Origin of the sequence: Rhizobium beringeri (assembly GCF_004306515.1) — a bacterium.
GTDB lineage: Bacteria > Pseudomonadota > Alphaproteobacteria > Rhizobiales > Rhizobiaceae > Rhizobium > Rhizobium beringeri.
This window is the reverse complement of sequence record NZ_SILG01000002.1, coordinates 781,365-798,174: the sequence shown is the minus strand read 5'-3', so window position 1 is coordinate 798,174 and position 16,810 is coordinate 781,365. Positions and strand designations below refer to the sequence as shown.

General features: G+C 59.4%; 16 protein-coding genes and 1 pseudogene. 8 read left to right on the top strand and 9 right to left on the bottom strand.

The window, feature by feature from the left end:
- Window positions 1–129: 129 nt before the first annotated feature.
- Window positions 130–378 (bottom strand): Y4oE-related protein, encoded by a 249-nt coding sequence (locus tag ELH03_RS38895; protein ID WP_497006780.1) that lies wholly within the window; start codon window positions 376–378, stop codon window positions 130–132.
- Window positions 379–703: 325 nt separating this feature from the next.
- Here ELH03_RS38895 and ELH03_RS27330 point away from each other — a divergent pair, with 325 nt between their 5' ends.
- The gene (locus tag ELH03_RS27330; RefSeq protein ID WP_105008848.1) at window positions 704–1,387 is read left to right on the top strand and encodes a winged helix-turn-helix transcriptional regulator; all 684 of its coding nucleotides are present in this window, start codon (window positions 704–706) and stop codon (window positions 1,385–1,387) included.
- 124 nt (window positions 1,388–1,511) lie between these two features.
- On the top strand, window positions 1,512–2,753 hold the full coding sequence (locus ELH03_RS27325) for an 8-amino-7-oxononanoate synthase family protein (RefSeq protein ID WP_128403447.1): 1,242 nt from the start codon (window positions 1,512–1,514) through the stop codon (window positions 2,751–2,753).
- A 49-nt stretch (window positions 2,754–2,802) separates the two neighbouring features.
- On the opposite strand, the gene ELH03_RS27320 is transcribed toward ELH03_RS27325, so the two are convergent.
- From ELH03_RS27320 to ELH03_RS27305, 4 genes are all read right to left on the bottom strand, one after another.
- Window positions 2,803–3,861 (bottom strand): extracellular solute-binding protein, encoded by a 1,059-nt coding sequence (locus ELH03_RS27320; RefSeq protein ID WP_128403446.1) that lies wholly within the window; start codon window positions 3,859–3,861, stop codon window positions 2,803–2,805.
- Window positions 3,862–3,894: 33 nt separating this feature from the next.
- Window positions 3,895–4,665: an ABC transporter permease gene (locus ELH03_RS27315; protein WP_128403451.1), complete on the bottom strand. Its 771-nt coding sequence runs from the start codon at window positions 4,663–4,665 to the stop codon at window positions 3,895–3,897.
- A gap of 70 nt (window positions 4,666–4,735) precedes the next feature.
- Entirely contained in the window at window positions 4,736–5,644 is a 909-nt protein-coding gene (locus tag ELH03_RS27310; protein WP_128403445.1) for an ABC transporter permease, read from the bottom strand.
- Window position 5,645: 1 nt separating this feature from the next.
- On the bottom strand, window positions 5,646–6,755 hold the full coding sequence (locus ELH03_RS27305) for an ABC transporter ATP-binding protein (RefSeq protein WP_130766949.1): 1,110 nt from the start codon (window positions 6,753–6,755) through the stop codon (window positions 5,646–5,648).
- 242 nt (window positions 6,756–6,997) lie between these two features.
- Between ELH03_RS27305 and ELH03_RS27300 the strand changes: the two genes are divergently transcribed.
- The 5 genes from ELH03_RS27300 to ELH03_RS27280 all read left to right on the top strand — a co-directional run bounded on the left by ELH03_RS27300 (window position 6,998) and on the right by ELH03_RS27280 (window position 12,369).
- Window positions 6,998–7,696 (top strand): GntR family transcriptional regulator, encoded by a 699-nt coding sequence (locus ELH03_RS27300; protein ID WP_128403443.1) that lies wholly within the window; start codon window positions 6,998–7,000, stop codon window positions 7,694–7,696.
- Window positions 7,697–7,800: 104 nt separating this feature from the next.
- The gene (locus tag ELH03_RS27295) at window positions 7,801–9,162 is read left to right on the top strand and encodes an aspartate aminotransferase family protein (protein ID WP_128403442.1); all 1,362 of its coding nucleotides are present in this window, start codon (window positions 7,801–7,803) and stop codon (window positions 9,160–9,162) included.
- A gap of 2 nt (window positions 9,163–9,164) precedes the next feature.
- Window positions 9,165–10,874 (top strand): acetolactate synthase catalytic subunit, encoded by a 1,710-nt coding sequence (locus ELH03_RS27290; protein WP_128403441.1) that lies wholly within the window; start codon window positions 9,165–9,167, stop codon window positions 10,872–10,874.
- Window positions 10,871–11,647, top strand: coding sequence for a 3-oxoacyl-ACP reductase FabG (fabG, locus tag ELH03_RS27285; protein WP_128403440.1), 777 nt, complete (start codon window positions 10,871–10,873; stop codon window positions 11,645–11,647). The genes ELH03_RS27290 and fabG overlap by 4 nt, the downstream gene beginning before the upstream one ends.
- Window positions 11,648–11,685: 38 nt before the next feature.
- Window positions 11,686–12,369: a response regulator transcription factor gene (locus tag ELH03_RS27280; protein ID WP_128403439.1), complete on the top strand. Its 684-nt coding sequence runs from the start codon at window positions 11,686–11,688 to the stop codon at window positions 12,367–12,369.
- A gap of 129 nt (window positions 12,370–12,498) precedes the next feature.
- Here ELH03_RS27280 and ELH03_RS38805 read toward each other — a convergent pair.
- A pseudogene (locus ELH03_RS38805) lies at window positions 12,499–12,626 on the bottom strand (DUF4142 domain-containing protein); the annotation flags it as partial.
- A 149-nt stretch (window positions 12,627–12,775) separates the two neighbouring features.
- On the bottom strand, window positions 12,776–13,123 hold the full coding sequence (locus ELH03_RS27275) for a DUF488 domain-containing protein (protein ID WP_128403438.1): 348 nt from the start codon (window positions 13,121–13,123) through the stop codon (window positions 12,776–12,778).
- A gap of 276 nt (window positions 13,124–13,399) precedes the next feature.
- Between ELH03_RS27275 and ELH03_RS27270 the strand changes: the two genes are divergently transcribed.
- The gene (locus ELH03_RS27270) at window positions 13,400–14,539 is read left to right on the top strand and encodes a polysaccharide biosynthesis/export family protein (RefSeq protein WP_128403437.1); all 1,140 of its coding nucleotides are present in this window, start codon (window positions 13,400–13,402) and stop codon (window positions 14,537–14,539) included.
- Here the strand turns inward: ELH03_RS27270 and ELH03_RS27265 are convergent.
- A complete protein-coding gene (locus tag ELH03_RS27265; RefSeq protein ID WP_128403436.1) occupies window positions 14,536–15,447 on the bottom strand; it encodes a serine/threonine-protein kinase in 912 nt (303 codons plus the stop codon). The two genes, ELH03_RS27270 and ELH03_RS27265, sit on opposite strands and share 4 nt — an antisense overlap.
- The gene (gene tagF / locus ELH03_RS27260) at window positions 15,437–16,810 is read right to left on the bottom strand and encodes a type VI secretion system-associated protein TagF (RefSeq protein ID WP_128403435.1); all 1,374 of its coding nucleotides are present in this window, start codon (window positions 16,808–16,810) and stop codon (window positions 15,437–15,439) included. Before tagF ends, ELH03_RS27265 begins: the two co-directional genes overlap by 11 nt.

The window sequence follows — 16,810 nt, the reverse complement described above, 5'->3', positions numbered from 1 at the left end:
CCTCGATACGGCTTTCTATCGAGCGGCGTGCACGATCGATGCGAAACCGGCTGACCTAAAAGGCCGGCCAGATTCATAGGGGTCGGAATGCTGTCGGACCGAAAATGCGTCCGACATAACGTTCATCGTCTATGACCCTCGCCCTTGTTTTCGGATTTTCACAACTTCCTCTGTCCCCAGATGCTCGAATACCCGGACCCAAAATTTGAAATCGCCTGAGCGACCGTCGGAGCGCGCGCCTACGGCACACCAGGCCGCCGCTGTTTTCGCATGTCGTCCGTAAAGCGAACGGACAGCAATACTTATGTCCCCAACATCTGCATCACTCCAAAAATCCGGTGTGGCCGCGGCGCAGCCGGTTGAAAACCTTTCGAACATTTCGCGCATTAAAAAGCCCCGTTACCGTCCGGAAACAGGCCATCAAATTATGCCGGACGTCGATCCCACCGAGTGGGCCACGATCACGTGTCGTCCCTGGCAAACATGCGCTTCTGTGCGAAGTGCTTCTCACGCCCAACATTATGTTGTAACAAAACTGAAACGCAAGTTATAAAAATACCCGCAATGAGAGCGCTTTCGCGATTCCTTTTCGCGAAAAGTTACGAATCAGGCTTGAGGTGCCACCGACAATGAGGCAATCAGGTGAGAGTTTTGTCATATCAAACTCAGATATGATGGGGTCAGCAGCTGGCGGAGCGAGCCGATGAGCGCACTTCTGGCGATCGTATCCCAGGATGCCGACTATTATTTGATGCTGTCATACATATTGAAGGGTGCCGGATACAGAACGGTGCTCGTCGATATTCCAAACGAGGCGGTGGCGACCGCAGAGGAACGCGGCGCTGCAGCCATCATCGTCGACTGCCAGCCGGGTTCACAAATTCTGGCTGATATCGTGTCGGCTCTGAAGGAAAGGGGACTTGCCAGCGACGTCACGCTCATAGCGCTCGTTGCCGAAAGGGCCGCCTATCTCGACATCCTGAAAGCCAACGTGGATGAGAGCTTTACAAGGCCAATGCCGCCGGAGCGGCTCCTGTCCTACCTTCACGGTGCAATAGGCAATTCCTCTGGCGAGGCGACTAGCCGTCTCGTTCCAATATTTGACGATGTGAAGCTGGACGTCAGTAGCCGGCGTGTTCTGGTGCGAGGCACGCCGGTCAATCTGAGCCCGATCGAGTTTCGTCTGTTGAGTGCCCTTATGGGTGACGCGGGGCGCGTTCTCAGCCGTGCGGAACTGATAGCCGTTGCCTGGCCACAGACGGTATTCGTCGAGCCGCGAACAGTAGATGTTCATATCGGCCGCCTCCGGAGTGCATTGAAACGGGTCCTTGGCCGCGATGTGATCCGCACCGTGCCGAAGGAAGGATACGCATTCGACATCTCCTGAAGCATATGAACTTCGTCACGTTCACATCTTCACGGGAACGTCTCAAAAATTTGCTGTCGCCTTTGTTGTATAAACGACGATCACGCGCATAGCGTGAAGTCCGTTGAACATTTGGGAGCACAACATGCAAGAGGCAGCTTCGGGCGCCGGATCCGCGAAAACATCCCATAGAAACACCGCGGGCCTGATCAGCCACGCGAGTCCCCACTTTGCCGCCGCCCATCTCGACGGCTTGATGGCCCTCTATGTCCATCCGTCTGACGGTCGAGCGGTGGAGCTGCCGATTTCGGAGCACCGATCGGAACGCGTCGTCGACTTCGTCCGCTGCTCGTATCTCGGCCTCGACAATCACCCCTCAATCATCGAGGGCGCAATCGAGACCGTTCGGCGCTACGGAACACTGCACTGGTCCTGCGCCCGGACGCGGCTCAATTTTGCAGTCCTCGGAGACCTCGAGGATGCTCTTTCTGATCTCTTCGGCGCAAGGGTTATCACCTACACAACAGTGCTTGCCGCCAATTTAAGCGCGCTTCCGCTGATTGCGTCTGGTGTTCTGACCGGCGGCAAAAAGCCAGTCATGGTATTCGACCGTCTCGCGCATGCAACGCTCGCCTTCAACAAGCCCGTCGTTGCCGAGGAATGCGAGGTGCGCACCATAGGCCACAACGATCTTCAGGCGCTCGAAGAAATTTGCCGCCGGAACGAGACGGTCGCCTATGTTTGCGACGGTGTCTATTCCATGGGCGGCTGTGCCCCGATCGAGGAGTTGCGGGAGCTTCAGAAGCAATACGGCCTCTTCCTTTACATCGATGATGCTCACGGCATATCCATCTTCGGAGAAAGAGGCGAGGGGTTTGCCCGTTCACAAATGCCAGAAGGTCTCGGTGAACGAACGATCATCGCAGCCTCGCTCGGGAAAGGCTTCGGAGCGTCGGGCGGCATGCTGATGCTCGCAACGGCGTTCCAGGAAGAGATCTTCCGGCGCTTTGCTCTCGCGCACGCCTTCTCGGCCTCCATCAATGTTGCCGCGATCGGCGCAGCCCTCGCCTCTCAGTCGCTCCATCGCACACCGGAACTCGGCGTGCGGCAAAGGGCACTCGCAGAACACATCTCTCTTTTCGACGAACTGGTGCCGACCGCACAGGCAGGGTCCCGACTCCCGATCAGAACCGTCGTCGTCGGTGACGAGCTTGCGGCAATCGGCGCTGCCAGACTGGTGCTTGATTCCGGTTACTATACGTCGGCCATCTTTTTCCCGACAGTGGCCAAGGGAAGGGCAGGGCTGCGGATATGCCCGACTGCCGGCCACACGGCTTCCGAAGTGCGTGACGTCGCAACTGCCATCAACCGTGCACTCAAGGGATAAAGATCCGGCTCAACATCTCCGGGCGGCAAGGCCGCCCGGAGATGGATCGTCATCGGATCCAGGCATTCCAACGCTCGAGCATCATCGCGGCATTGTCGTTGATCCATTTGGCGTCAGGGATGACGATGTAATCCCGGACGTCCTCGTCGCTCGGCAGTGCCGCGCGTGCAGCCGGCGACATCAAATCGATCGCCTTGCGGCTCGGCGGCGTGCAAAGGAGTTCGTCGCACACCCCAGCCTGCGCCTCCGGATGATCAAGCCAGTAGCCGATCAGCTTCAACGCATTTCCGCGGTTCGGCGCATCCTTGATGATCGTCAAGCGATCGCCGACGAGGAACGACGCCTGCTTGGACCAGGCGATCTGGCGTCCTTCCGCCTTCAGTGTATTTGCGCGCGTCAGCCAGATCTGCCCGATGCTGTAGTCGCCGTTGCGAAACCCCTGAACGCTCTGATCACCGGTCTTCCACCAGAGCGATATCGCCGGGCGAATCTCGTCGAGCTTGTTGAGGGCGCGATCGACGTCGAGCGGAAAGAGTTTATCGCGCGGAACTCCATCGGCGAGGAGCGCGGCAGCCATGACCCGCCACGGATCGTCGAAATTTGGAAACGAGCGACCACCGGGAAATTTTGTCTGGTTCCACATATCGGCCCAGCTCAACGGATTCCCATCCTTGAAGGCAGTCGGGTCGTAGGCCATCAGCGTTGCGGTCGAAAAAAGCCTTGCCCCGGCACTGACGCAGGCATCCTCCACCAGGTCTGGCCGGCCCCGGAAAGACTTGCAGAACTCGGTGAGATCTTCAGATGTCAGCCGATGCGCTTCAGCGCTCGCCTGGATCTCGCCGTCCGGGTAAAGGTCCCAGGTCACGTTGCCGGTCTTGACCATGGCCGCAGCTTTCGCCCGCATCTCGGCATTCGTTGCCGCGACCGATACAACCTTGATGCCGGTCCTTTCCGTGAACGGCTCGAACCAGAACTTTCGAAGCGCCGCGTCGTAGGCGCCACCGGTGGTCGCAATGATCACCTGCTCTTCGGCTTGCGCCGCACCCGCGCCAGCAAGCATGAGGCAAGCCGCAAGCAGCAAAGGCTTGATCTTTTTTCGCTTTTTCATCGGTTGTTCCTCTGTCCGATTGATATGATCACGTTAATCCTCCCCGCGGCCGGTAAGGAGATGAATGGCCCCCATGAGCAGCAGTGATACCGCGACGAGCAGCGTCGAAACCGCCGCTATGACAGGGGTGAGATTGAAATCGATGTCCTCGAACATCTTGCGGCTGATCGTCTTTCCGCCGGTGTCGGAAATGAAGAAGGCGACTGTTGCCTCATCGAACGACGCCAGAAACGCAAAGACCGAAGCCGCAGCCACCGCCGGCGCGATGTTCGGAAGCACAATGCTGAAAAAGGCCCGGCTCCGGCTTGCTCCGCAATTCAGTGCGGCAAGCTCGAGGGATGTGTCGAAGCGCTCGAGTGCTGCCGACACTGTGATGATCACGTAGGGAACAGCAAGCACGGTGTGCGCGATCAAGAAACCAGCGAAATTGCCGGTCAGGCTGAGCGGGGAAAAAACCAGATAAAGGGCGACGCCAAAGACGACATGGGGAACGATCATTGGCCCCAGCGACAATGCCTGCAGAAGGGTCTTTCCCGGCAGATTGCCGCGAACGAGCCCGATGGCGGCCAATGTCCCGATAACCGTCGAAGCGACCGTCGTCGCCAGCGCAATCTGCAGACTGAAGATCGTTGCCGCGCGCCAGTCCGGATCAGATAGAAAGTCGATATACCAGCGAAGCGTCAGGCCCTTCGGCGGGAACTCGATATAGCTGCTGTCGTTCAGCGAAATCGGGATGACGAGCAACGTCGGCAGGACCAGGAAGAACAGGATTGCTCCGATCAGGAAACCCCCAAGGAGCCGCAATCCCGCTTTGCCGTAAGGCCGATGGGTGCTGTTGACGGGAGAGGGGGCGAATGAGGCGGTGACTGCGGGCTCAATTGACACTGTTCATTCCTTTGCTAATGGAAAGCGCCTTGCGGAACACAAGGACAAAGATCAGCGTCGTGGTCAGAAGGACGGTCGCGAGCGCTGCGGCAAACGGCCAGTCAAGCAGAACGGTGGTTTGCTGGCCGATGAGTGTTGCCATCATCAATGCTCCAGGCCCGCCGACGAGTGCCGGCGTGATATAAAAACCGATCGCCAGGATGAAGCACATGACGCATCCGGCAAAGATTCCAGGCAGGCTGAGCGGCAAGGTCACGCGCCAGAACGCGCCAATCGGGCCGGCGCCGAGATTGCGGGCGGCCTGGGCGTACTCAGCAGGAATAGTGCGAAGAACGTTGTAGACCGGCAGGATCATGAAGGGCATGAGAACATGCGTCATCGCAAGGATCACCGCGCCTTCGGTGTAGATAAGCTTCAACGGACTGCTAATGAGGCCGCTCTCGATCAGCAGACCGTTAACGATGCCGTTTCGCTGCAGCAGCACGATCCAGGCGTAGGATCGCACCAGCACTGAGGTCCATAGTGGCACGAACACCGCGGCCGATACGATCATCGCCATCTTGCCTTTGGCACGCGCCATGAGGAAGGCAACCGGATATCCAAGCAGCAGGCTCGCCACTGTTACGATTACACCCGTCTGCAACGTGCGAAGCAGGACTTCCATGTAGAGTGGCTCGGTGACGATCCGCTCGTAATGCTCCAGCGTGAATCCCGGCGCCATTAGGCTCAAAGAGACGAGTCGGCCGATTGGATAGATGAAGCCTCCGGCCAGCAAGAGCAGCAATGGCGCAATAAGCAGGAGCGTCAGCGCGTGCGAATACTGGCGCGCCGAGCGTGAGAAAAACCAGCTTGCTGGACGGGTTGGTGCAAGGGGTAGGTTATCGACGGTCATGGTCATTTCATGCCTCCGCGACCGCAAAGAGCCGTAGGCCGTCGCGTTCGGCGATGACATCCACGAGTGCCCCCATTGCAAAGGGCACCCTCTTTCCATCAGCAGGGATCTGGACCTGAATGATCTCTCCGCTTCCGAAATCGGAGCGAACGAGATGAAGGTCGAAGGAGCCCCCAAAGACCGACGTTTCGATCCGGCCGGGGAGGGCGTTCTGTCCCCCCGCGCCACGCGCTGCAAGGCCAAGGCGCTCAGGCCGTAGCGCGAGCCGAACGCGATCACCTATCTTTGCCGAACCCTCGAAACCATGGGTAGCACCGGGTGTATCAATGACCACGTCGTCACCCAGTCTGATCGTCTGGCGGCCAGCGGTCTCGCCCAGGAATTCTCCGGTCAGGAAGTTCATCTTGCCGATGAAATCGGCAACAAAGGCAGTCTGCGGATTACAGTAAAGGTCGGCCGGGGTTCCGAGCTGCGCGAGTTGCCCCTTTGCCATAACGGCGATCCGGTCGGACATCGTCAACGCCTCCTCCTGATCGTGCGTCACGTAAATAACCGTTGCACCGAGACGCCGCTGAAGCTGCTTGATCTCGATCTGCATGGATTCGCGCAGCTTCTTGTCCAGTGCCCCGAGTGGCTCGTCCATCAAGAGAACAGGCGGTTCGAATACGATTGCTCGCGCAACCGCCACCCGTTGCTGCTGGCCGCCGGAAAGTTCGTGGGGATAGCGCTTGGCATAGTCCGGGAGTTGGACGAGGTCGAGCGCCCGGCCAACCCGTTCTGCTCTGACGTCTTTGCGAATGCCGCGCATCTTCAGGGGAAAGGCAATATTTTCGGCGACGGTCAAATGCGGGAACAAGGCATACCGCTGGAAGACCATCCCAATATTGCGGCGATCGGGCGATACGGCGGTGACCTCGAGCCCGTCGATGATGATGCGTCCGGCAGACGGGCTTTCGAAACCGGCGATCATTGTCAGAAGCGTCGTCTTGCCCGATCCGGAGGGACCGAGGATCGACAGGAATTCGCCTGCCGGAACATCCAGGGTCACTGCGCCAACGGCAGTCTGGCTGCCGTAGATCTTGCCTATGCGATCGATGAAAACAGGCGCACCAATCAAAATGATATCTCCTCATTTGCGTGCTTTGCCACGCATTGAAACCTCCCGGCTCCGCTCGTGCGGCGCCAGGTGCTGTGAGTGTCATGCCGGCAAGACCGGCAGCTGTTCGGGCATGGCCGTCCGGGGCCAAGGCGTTGCTAATATTCACGATACCGTTATGATGTCACATTACGGTATCAGTTTTCGTGAATTCATTTTTGTTGCAACAAAAATGTGAAGATGTCAACGCGTGAGGGTCAATTTTGAACGAAAATACAACTGGAGAGGAATTGTCGGCGTCGGATTTGCAGTCTGGGCGCCTCAGCGACTTCGCCTATTCATCCATCAAGGAGCAGCTCGCGCGGGGTGCTTACAAGCCCGGTCACAAGTTACCGATCCGTTCGGTTGCCGAAATGCTGAACGTTGGTGCCACACCGGCGCGCGAGGCCATCAACCGCCTGGTCTTTGAGGGCGCGCTCGTCATGGTGGGTCCTAAAACCGTCATCGTTCCGCATCTCGATCTTGCGGCACTTTACGAAGTCACGCAAATGCGGCTTGCGCTCGAAGGGTTGGCGACGGAGAAAGGCGCGCTTCGCGCGACCAATGATATAGTAGACAAGCTCTTGGCGCTGCAGGAGAAAATCACACTGTCGCTCGACGAAAAGCGCTACGGTGATGCTCTTCACGATAATAAGGAATTCCACTTTACCATCTATCGGTTGTGCGAGATGTCGCACCTCCTTTCGACCATTGAGGCTCTGTGGTTAAGGGTCGGCGCTTCATTCCACGACCTCTATCCAGAGTTTGCGGAAGCAAAATACGGTGTCCACAACCACCTGGCCGCGATTGAGGGGCTGGTGGATAAAGACCCCTCTGCGGTCCGCGCCGCAATGGAAAACGATATTCGAGACGGCTATCGGCGCCTCAAGAAAGCAGCGCAGGAGCGGCTCAAGCGGCAATAACATCGCGGCCGGATTTTTTTGTTGCAACTTCTTCTGGTTCATGATTTTTGTTATAACAAAATTATGAAGGGTTGCGCCGCGACCCGTTTGCCGGAGAAGATCGAATGTTTCGCCCTGATATCTTGCGCAATGGCCGGGGATTTCCCCGGTCGCGGTCCGAACATTTCTTCAAAAAGGGTCGCCGCGTGTTTCCGACCGGGATCACGCGGGTCACGGTGGATCACGAGCCCAGCCCGCTTTACATTTCGCGCGGGGAGGGAGCCTACCTCATTGATGTCGACGGCAATCGCCTCCTCGACCTGAATAATAATTTCACGACGCTGATACACGGCCACGGCTTCCTTCCCGTTGCCGACGCGGTTGCGGATCTGCTTCATCGCGGAACGTGTTTCTCCAACCCGACTGAGCACGAGATCACTCTGGCCGAGCTGTTGATCGAGCGCATTCCGGCGATCGAACATATTCGTTTCGTCAACAGCGGGACCGAAGCGGTAATGTTTTCGATCAAGGCCGCCCGCGCCTTCACCTGCCGGCCGGGCATCGCACGGATAGAAGGTGCCTATCACGGCGCCTATGATTGGGCGGAAACGGGGCAGGCAGTGTCGCCGGCAATATGGAATGACCCACTGCGGTCGCCGGCCGTACCAGCCTATCGCGGTATGCCGTCTTCGGTAGGTGAGGAGGTGACGGTTATCCGCTTCAACGACATCGCGGATCTGGAGCGCCGGATTGCTTCGGCCGCCCCTTCACTGGCCTGTATCCTGATCGATCCGATGCCGAGCCGCGCCGGGCTGATAGCTCCCGAACCGAGCTTTTTTGCCGCTGTCGAGGCGATCGCGAAGCAATACGGGATTCTCATCGTTGCCGACGAGGTCCTCAATCTGCGGCAGTCATATATGGGGGCTTCGGCCCGCTATGGTCTCCACCCCGACCTGGTCGCCGCCGGTAAAATCATCGGCGGAGGTTTTCCCGTCGGGGCGATCGGCGGGCGCAAGGAGGTAATGCGGGTGTTCGCAAGCGACAGTGGCAAGCCGCTACTGCCGCAAGGCGGAACGTTTTCGGCAAACCCCGTGTCGATGGTCGCAGGCCGGGTCGCTATGGAAGCGATGACGGATGGCGCATTCGCTTCACTCGAGAGCCTCGGCGACCGTATCCGGGCTGGGCTTCGAAAGGAAATCGAGCGCCACGGCGCAGCCTTCAGCGTGACGGGGGCGGCGTCCTTATTTCGCATCCATCCGAAAGGAAGGCAGCCAACGGACTTCCGCGAAGCGTATCTCGCGCCGGAAGAGGCCGAGTTGATGGGCCGACTCTCCAGACATTTCCTCAATTGCGGCATCCTGCTTCCCAATGGCGCTGCGGCGTGCCTTTCGACGGCAATGACGACAGCTGACGGTGATGCGGTCATCGCAGTCTTCGCAGACTTCCTTTCAATCCTCGAAGCAACTCCAACCGAAGCAGGCATGTGACCATGGCAACTGATCATACAACCGTCGCCGAGCGGATCGCTCTTTCCCTGAAAAGGCACGACGTCACCCATATCTTTGCTCAGAGCCTGCCTTCGGCGGTTATCCTTGCGGCCGAAGCAATCGGCATCCGTCAAGTCGCCTACCGTCAGGAAAACATGGGAGGGACCATGGCTGACGGCTACGCGCGCCTATCCGGCAAGGTCGGTGTGGTAGCAGCGCAGAACGGACCAGCCGCAACGCTTCTCGTTCCGCCGCTGGCCGAAGCGCTGAAGGCTAGCGTTCCGCTCGTTGCTCTCGTCCAGGATGTCGAGCGAGACCAGGCCGATCGTAATGCATTCCAGGAACTCGATCATCTTACCCTATTCCAATCCTGCACGAAGTGGGTGCGAAAGGTGCTCGTAGGGGAGCGCATCGACGATTATGTCGATGCGGCCTTCACGGCAGCCGCCTCGGGCCGGCCAGGACCGGCAGCTCTCCTGCTCCCCGCCGACCTCTTGCGGGAGCAGATAGCCCCTTCGCCCTTTCGACGTGAGGCTGTGCTAGGCCACTGGCCGCTCGATCGGTTGCGTCCGCGCGATAGCGACATCGAGCGCGCGGCCTCGATGATCGCCGCAGCCCACGCACCCATCGTCATCGCTGGAGGAGGCGTCCACGCAAGCCATGCCGCCGGCGAGCTTTCTGCACTACAGGACGAAGCCTCGCTTGCCGTCCTGACGACCAATATGGGAAAGGGCGCGGTCGACGAATACCATCCGCTGTCAGCAGGCGTTCTCGGCGCTCTCGTCGGGCCGAGATCGCTTGGACGGCACACGCTTGCCCTTGTCGAGGAAGCCGATCTCGTCATTCTGGTCGGGACGCGAACCAACCAGAATGGCACCGATAGTTGGCGCCAAATTCCTCGGTCCGCGTCAGTCATCCACATCGATGTCGATCCCACCGAAATCGGACGCACCTACGAAGCGATCAGATTGGCAGGCGATGCGGCCGAAACTATAAGCGCGCTGCGTAGCACGCTTGCCCGACGCGATCTGTCGCACCGCGCATCGCAGCGCGATAAGTTGACGGCTCGTATCGCTGGATTTTGGCGCTCGTTTGACATGGAGCGCCAATCTGTTGCTCGTTCAGAGAAAAGTCCGATCCGTCCCGAGCGGGTCATGTCCGACCTGCAAAAAGTGCTGACGGCAGATACGACCGTTGTTTCCGATGCGAGCTATTCTTCGATGTGGATAGCCGGCCAGTTGCGGGCTCTTTCCCCCGGTATGCGCTTCCTGTCGCCGCGCGGCCTTGCTGGACTCGGGTGGGGCTTACCACTTGCGCTCGGCGCAAAAGCGGCGAAGCCGGACAAGCCAGTTGTCACCATCGTGGGGGATGGCGGCTTCGCGCATAGCTGGGCGGAGTTGGAGACCATGGTGCGGAGCAAGCTACCCATACTCATCGTCGTTTTGAACAACGGGGTCCTTGGCTTCCAACGTGATGCTGAAACTGCGAAGTTCGGCAGCTTCACGACTGCCTGCAGCTTCGCCGACGTCGATCATCGGCGGATTGCCGAAGCTTGCGGCTGCCCGGCAGTCCGCATCTCCGATCCCGCGGATCTTCCTCGATACCTCGAGCGCGGCCTGCATGAAGAAGGTCCCTTGCTGATCGAGGTAATAACAGAAGCGGCCGCCCATCCGCCCCTTTCGCTGTTTGCTGCAATGGATCAAGCGGCATGAGCCCTGGTTGCATCCCACGAGTTGCGGTCGTCAGCGGTGGCACGACCGGGATCGGTCTTGCCACTGCGTTTCGTCTGCTCAGAGCCGGTCACCGGGTTGCCGTCTTCAGCCATGGCGAAGCCAGCGTTATGGCCGCGGGCGCCGCGCTTGCCGAGGCTTTTGGACCAGAGCGCTCGCTTGCGAGAAAGGTTGATCTCCGCGAACCGGCGGCAGTCGATTCCTTTTTCGGCGAAGTCGCCCGTGTCTTGGGCGCACCTGGGATCCTCGTCTGCAACGCGGGGATCTCGCCGAAGGGTCCCGATGGCCCTCTTCACGTCGCCGACCTTACCCTTGAAGAGTGGAACGACGTGCTCGCCGTCAACCTGACAGGGACGATGTTGTGCTGCCGGGCCGTTCTGCCTGCCATGAAGGAAAGCGGCTATGGACGCGTCATCTTCGTTGGGTCTATTGCGGGCCGGACGAGACCGCGGATCGCCGGCGCGAGCTATGCGACGTCCAAAGCCGCACTTTCAGGATTGTCCCGTGTGCTTGTCTCTCAATATGGCTTTTACGGAATAACATCGAATGTCGTGGCGCCAGGTCGCATCCTGACGCCTCTGACAGGCTCCCCGCAAAGCAAGACCAACATCGACGCGCTCGCTCGCATTCCGGGCGGTCGGCTCGGTGCTCCGGACGATGTCGCTGCCGTGATCGCGTTCTTGGCGTCAGAGGATGCCGGGTTCGTCAATGGAGCCATCATCGATGTCAACGGCGGCGAGTTCGCACCGAGTTGAGGCCTGCCGCCTCATCAAGCGACAAAAAGGCTGTCGACATGCCTCTGATCATTCTCATTTGCTCGCAGGACGCCGAGCTTTATCTGCTCCTCACGCACATTTTGCATAGCGAGGGCTTTCAGGCTCGTCTTGCTACCTGTGACGCCGATGTCGTGGACGCCTGCACATCAGCAGAGGTTTCTGCCGTCGTCCTGGATTGTGCAGGGTGGCCGAGTGACATTGCGCCCTTGTGTGCGCTCTTGAAGGATTCAGGACTTCCTGTGGGAGCACTTGTTGGCGAGGACACACGTGCCCAGCACTTGCAATTGATCAAGGCCGGGCTGGACGAAGGCATCACGCGTCCTTTGTCGCCCTCAAAGCTTCTCGCCTTTCTCCACGGCATAAGCCCGCGGTCGGAGGCTTCGACTCTGCCAAACTTTGCTGCCGCCGCCGACATTGTCTTTGATGCGCAAGCCGTCGTGGTTTCAGGCAAGAGAATAGCTCTTGCGCCTATCGAGATGAGAATACTTAGATTCCTATTCGAAAAACAGGGGCAGATCAGTACCCGCGAGCAACTCATCGAAGGTGTTTGGCCCGATCCACACGCTGTAGAAAGCCGCACGGTTGACGTGCATATCGGTCGGCTGCGAAGAGCGTTTGCAGGACTCCGCAATCTGAGGATTCGCACCGCATACGGGGCGGGTTACGCTCTCGAGACCACCATTGACCTCCGGATGTCTTAGCCTCTGACGGGCGACATTGACACAGGCGACTGGACCGCCTGCGGATATAAAGGCGGGGTCCCAAAAGGATCAGCGATAAGAAGGAGCCGTCGGTATCGGCACGAGTTTTTAGTGCTCCCCCGGAAAGCCGACATCAATCTGTCCCGCCGTATAGGCGATGTTGGCGATCTGAGGATCGGTCGGCTTGGTATCGACCGCATCGAAGCCGTGCCCCGTGAGACCGCCATCAGAGTGGCGCCGAGAATTCGTTTCAACATGATCTGTCTCCCTTGTGTCGTGACTGAATACGCTCCGGCGGCAACAGTGATGTGCCTTCGGAAGCGAGCATCGGATGCAGCTCGGACGAAAAGGTTCCCGGAAATTTCGGACCAGAGAAACAGCTTGTCATCGCGTTGTTACCGACGCGTCAGTTTTTGCCGACGAAGCGCTGAAGAACGATAGCGTGGTTGTGGTCCACGTCTTTCGCAGCGTAGAGAAGCGTCGTGTCCGCTTGTCCGATCTGGCGTTTCAGCTCCTCGACGGCGGACGGATTCTTCTCCAGCTCGTCCCGATACCGGCGCTGGAACTCGGTCCATTTGGCGGGGTCGTGGCCAAACCAACGGCGCAGCGCCGAGCTTGGCGCGATATCCTTCAACCAGATATCGACTGCTGCATCCAGCTTGCTCAATCCGCGCGGCCATAGACGATCGACCAGGATGCGCGTGCCTTCCTTGTCGTCTTTCGGTTCGTAGATTCGTTTGATGTGCAAGGCCATTTTGTCCACTCGCCATAAGTTCGAAAGCCAATCTCGATCGAATACGCGTGACAAGGTTTTGGTTCCAAGCTGGAGCTCTCAGGGAGCAGATCGAGCAGGTTGGCGGAACCGTTCAAACAGCCATCCATCGACTCAACTTAAGGAGCATAGTTGCCAATTAGCCACAGCTGTCCGCCTCTGAGCTGTCATAATTGATTTTTCGCGCGCAACTGGTATTGCTCGCTCGTCCGTCGCTGATATTTTTCGATTCTCTCAATATTGCCAAAAGGATACCTAATGCGAAAGCTGGCGCCGTTGGTCCTTGTCGCAGTTCTCACCGCATGCGCCCGGCCTTCGGATGGCCCAACTGCCGGTGGTTTCTACAATGCCACCTCCCCGCAGACGAACGACCGGATTCCTGTTGTCAGGCTCTCGGAAGCGCCGATGGGTCCGGATACGGTCACGCCCCTAGCCTATGCGGCCACCGATCCCGGGCTTAGCCTCATGCGCTCGAGCGGATTTGCTGATACGAGGCTGCGACGCGGCGACGTCATCGAGGTAACGATCCTCGACACCGGCGAAGAGGGGCTTTTTTCTTCAACCCAAAGCAAGACCCTCAATCTCGGCCGCTTCACCGTCGATTCCACGGGCAACGTGACCCTTCCCTTCGTCGGCAAACAGCGCGTGGTGGATTCTTCGACCGAGGCTCTGCAGACGCGCATCGTCACCGGCTTGAAGGGGTCGGCAGTCAATCCGCAAGCCGTCGTCACCGTGGTCGACAGGCCCTCCAGCGGTATCACCGTCAATGGCGACGTGCGTTCCGCTGGTCGCTTCCCGCTCACCGCCCGCAAGGAGCGTGTGCTCGATGCGGTCGCACTTGCCGGCGGCGCATCGTCTGCTCCGGGCTCTGCGACCGTCACGCTGATGCGCGGCAAGCAGCGCGCCACGGTGCCGCTCCAGCGCGTCATCGACGACAATAAGCAGAATGTCTACCTGCTGCCGGACGACCAGATCTATGTCGACAAGGATTCACCCACTTTCACCGCTTTCGGCGCCTTCAAGAGTGTTGGCGAGTTCGAATTCGAGCCGGGCAGGCTGACGCTTGCCCAGGCGCTCGGGCGAGCCGGTGGCTTGCTCGACGATCGTGCCGATGCGCGCAATTTCTATGTGCTGCGCAACCAGCCGGTCTATACGCAGGTTGCTGCCGCAAACGCCAAGACCCCCGTGCCGGCTGTGGTGAGCACCAAGCCGGTGATCTATCGCGTCAATCTGAAGGACGTTTCCAATCTGGCACTGATGCAGCGGTTCCAGATGATGGATGGCGATATCATCTACGCCAGCAATGCCAGCCTGGTGGACTTTGCCAAGCTCTTTAACGTGTACCAGAAAAGCGTGCCGACGGCCGCGGCACCAATCCCCGGTTCGAGCGGCAATTAAGCGTCGACAGGACGTTTTGGGGAGCCGCCGAGCAGATGCAAGGCAGCTCTTGCATTTTCAGGCCTGTCTTGCACGTCCTGTTGGGACAGATGGTTCGTCAATGCCTTCAAGGTTTTGGTACCGTCGCTCTCCTCGTGGCAACGGCTAAGCAGCAAGGACAGCAGAAGCCCGGCTGCGTAAAGATCGGACCGTTCGTCGAGCGGTTCACCGGCCAGCTGTTCGGGGGATGCGAAATCCGGCTGGCCGGCAAAGGCAAGATCGAATTGGCTATGCCGGGATCCGCGCTTAAGCGCGATGCCGAAATCGGCGATCTTCAAACGGGAGAGATCGCCGTCGGCGAGAAGGTTGAGCGGCGACAGGTCGCAATGCACGAAACCTGCAGCATGGATGGCCTCCAGGCCTGAAAGCACCGAGGTCATGACTGAGGTGATCTCGCCGAGGGACAGTGGCCTTTGCTGCAAAAGCTCCGCAAGCCGGCTGCCGATCCATTCCGTCACAAGGGCAGGACGCCCATCGGAAAGACGCAGAACGGTCTGGGTCGCGGCAATGTGGGAATGGCGGAGCCCCATGCCGATTTCCGCCTCGCGCAGCATCAGTTTCCTGAGAACCGGATCGTCGGCGTGGTCGGGCCGCGGCATCTTGATGGCATGAAACGTTCCGAGATCGCGATGGCGGGCGCGATAGACTCGGGTGGCCGCGCCGTCATTGATCAGTGCCTCAAGCACAAAACTGTTGGCGACGATGTCGCAATCCGCATCGCGGAGCCGGGCCTCGCCCCGATCGAGCGCGTCCCGGACGCGGTCTACCAGGATTTTCCGGGTCCCGGGTGAACCCTCATTCAACGCCTGCCAGAGATGCGAAAAACGTCGCGCGATCTCTTCGAAATCCGCGGGATGATCACGTGTCATCGGTCTTCACATCGATCACGATCGCGCTGAGGTTTTCGCGGCAATTGGCAATCAGTCCTTCCTGGACGAGGATATCGGCCACCTTTTCGATTTCTGCGGAAAGGAGGATTTCAGCGATGCTCCGCTCGGGGACGACGCTCGGCAGCGGCGCGCTGCAGAGCAGCAGCCTGTCGCCGGCCTGCAATCCGCCGGAACGGACTTCGGGAATGAGATGCCCCCGCATGCCGATGGCGCGCGAAAGCGTGCGCCGCAGGCCGATCTCCACATGGTCGCGGGTCAGGCAGCGCATCATGCCGTCCCTCAGAAGATAGCAGCGGGCGTCACCGACCCAGAGAAGAGCGCAGCTCTCATTAAGCGTGGCCAGCACGACGATGCTCGCGGCCGACGGTTCACGATCAGAGGAAAAATAGGCGGATTGCAGCAGGCCGTGGGCTCGGCCAAGCTTGCCTTTGATGTCCTGCACGAGAGCTTCGATCGTCTGTTGCGGGGCGGTTTCAGCCAGTACGTGGACGGCGATCCTGCCAACTTCGGCGGCAGCGTTGCCGTCGCCGACGCCATCGGCGACGGCAAAGAGCGAAGGGGTTTCCGAAACGAGCAGTGCATCGGCGTTGACGCTCAGCCGTGTGCCGGCATGCGTGGCATGGCTGTGGCGGATCACCAGAGGATGATGCTGTTCGACGATAACAGGGCGCGGCGTCTCTGATGTTTCGGGCTGCGGCCGTGCCGAAGCCGCGGGAGAATCGTTGTGCAGCAGCTTCGGAAAATCCTCGGGGTCCGGGGCGCCGCTGACGCGAAACCCCTTGGCTCGCCGATCCTCAGAATTAATCCGCCACCAGAGCGTGCCTCGGCCGGAAACGTTGTCCTGCAGCGTCTCGTTTTCCGCAAGATCGGCCGGGCGCAGGGTCCGCAGCCGCTTCAGACTAGCCGTGAAATGATTGATGTCGAAATCCCGCTTGGCCGAGCTTTCGCCGATCGCTTCGGCTGCCGTGAACCAGGTGTCGTCGAGGTAGAGTTGACGCGGATGCTCGGCAAAGCCGTGAAGCTGCGCGGCGATGACAAGCGGAAAACTACGCCCGACGCGGTCGAGGCTTGGAAGCAGAACGCCGGCAATGGTGGCCGATCCCCAAAGACCGCGTTCGACGATAAAACGCCATGCCGGCATCATACGAAACCGGCGTTCCCAATCCTCGCCGAGGTCCCGCTGCGCCGCTTGCAACCCCGACTGCAGCCAGGCGTCGAGTGCGGCCTGCAGGTTGCGGCCCAGTCCCATCGAAACAAAATCGCCGTGGCTCGGCAGCTTGCCGAAGAAGCCGATCCTGTCGGCTTCGGTCGGGCTTCGGTCCAGGGCGGCGCGCTCGTTCAT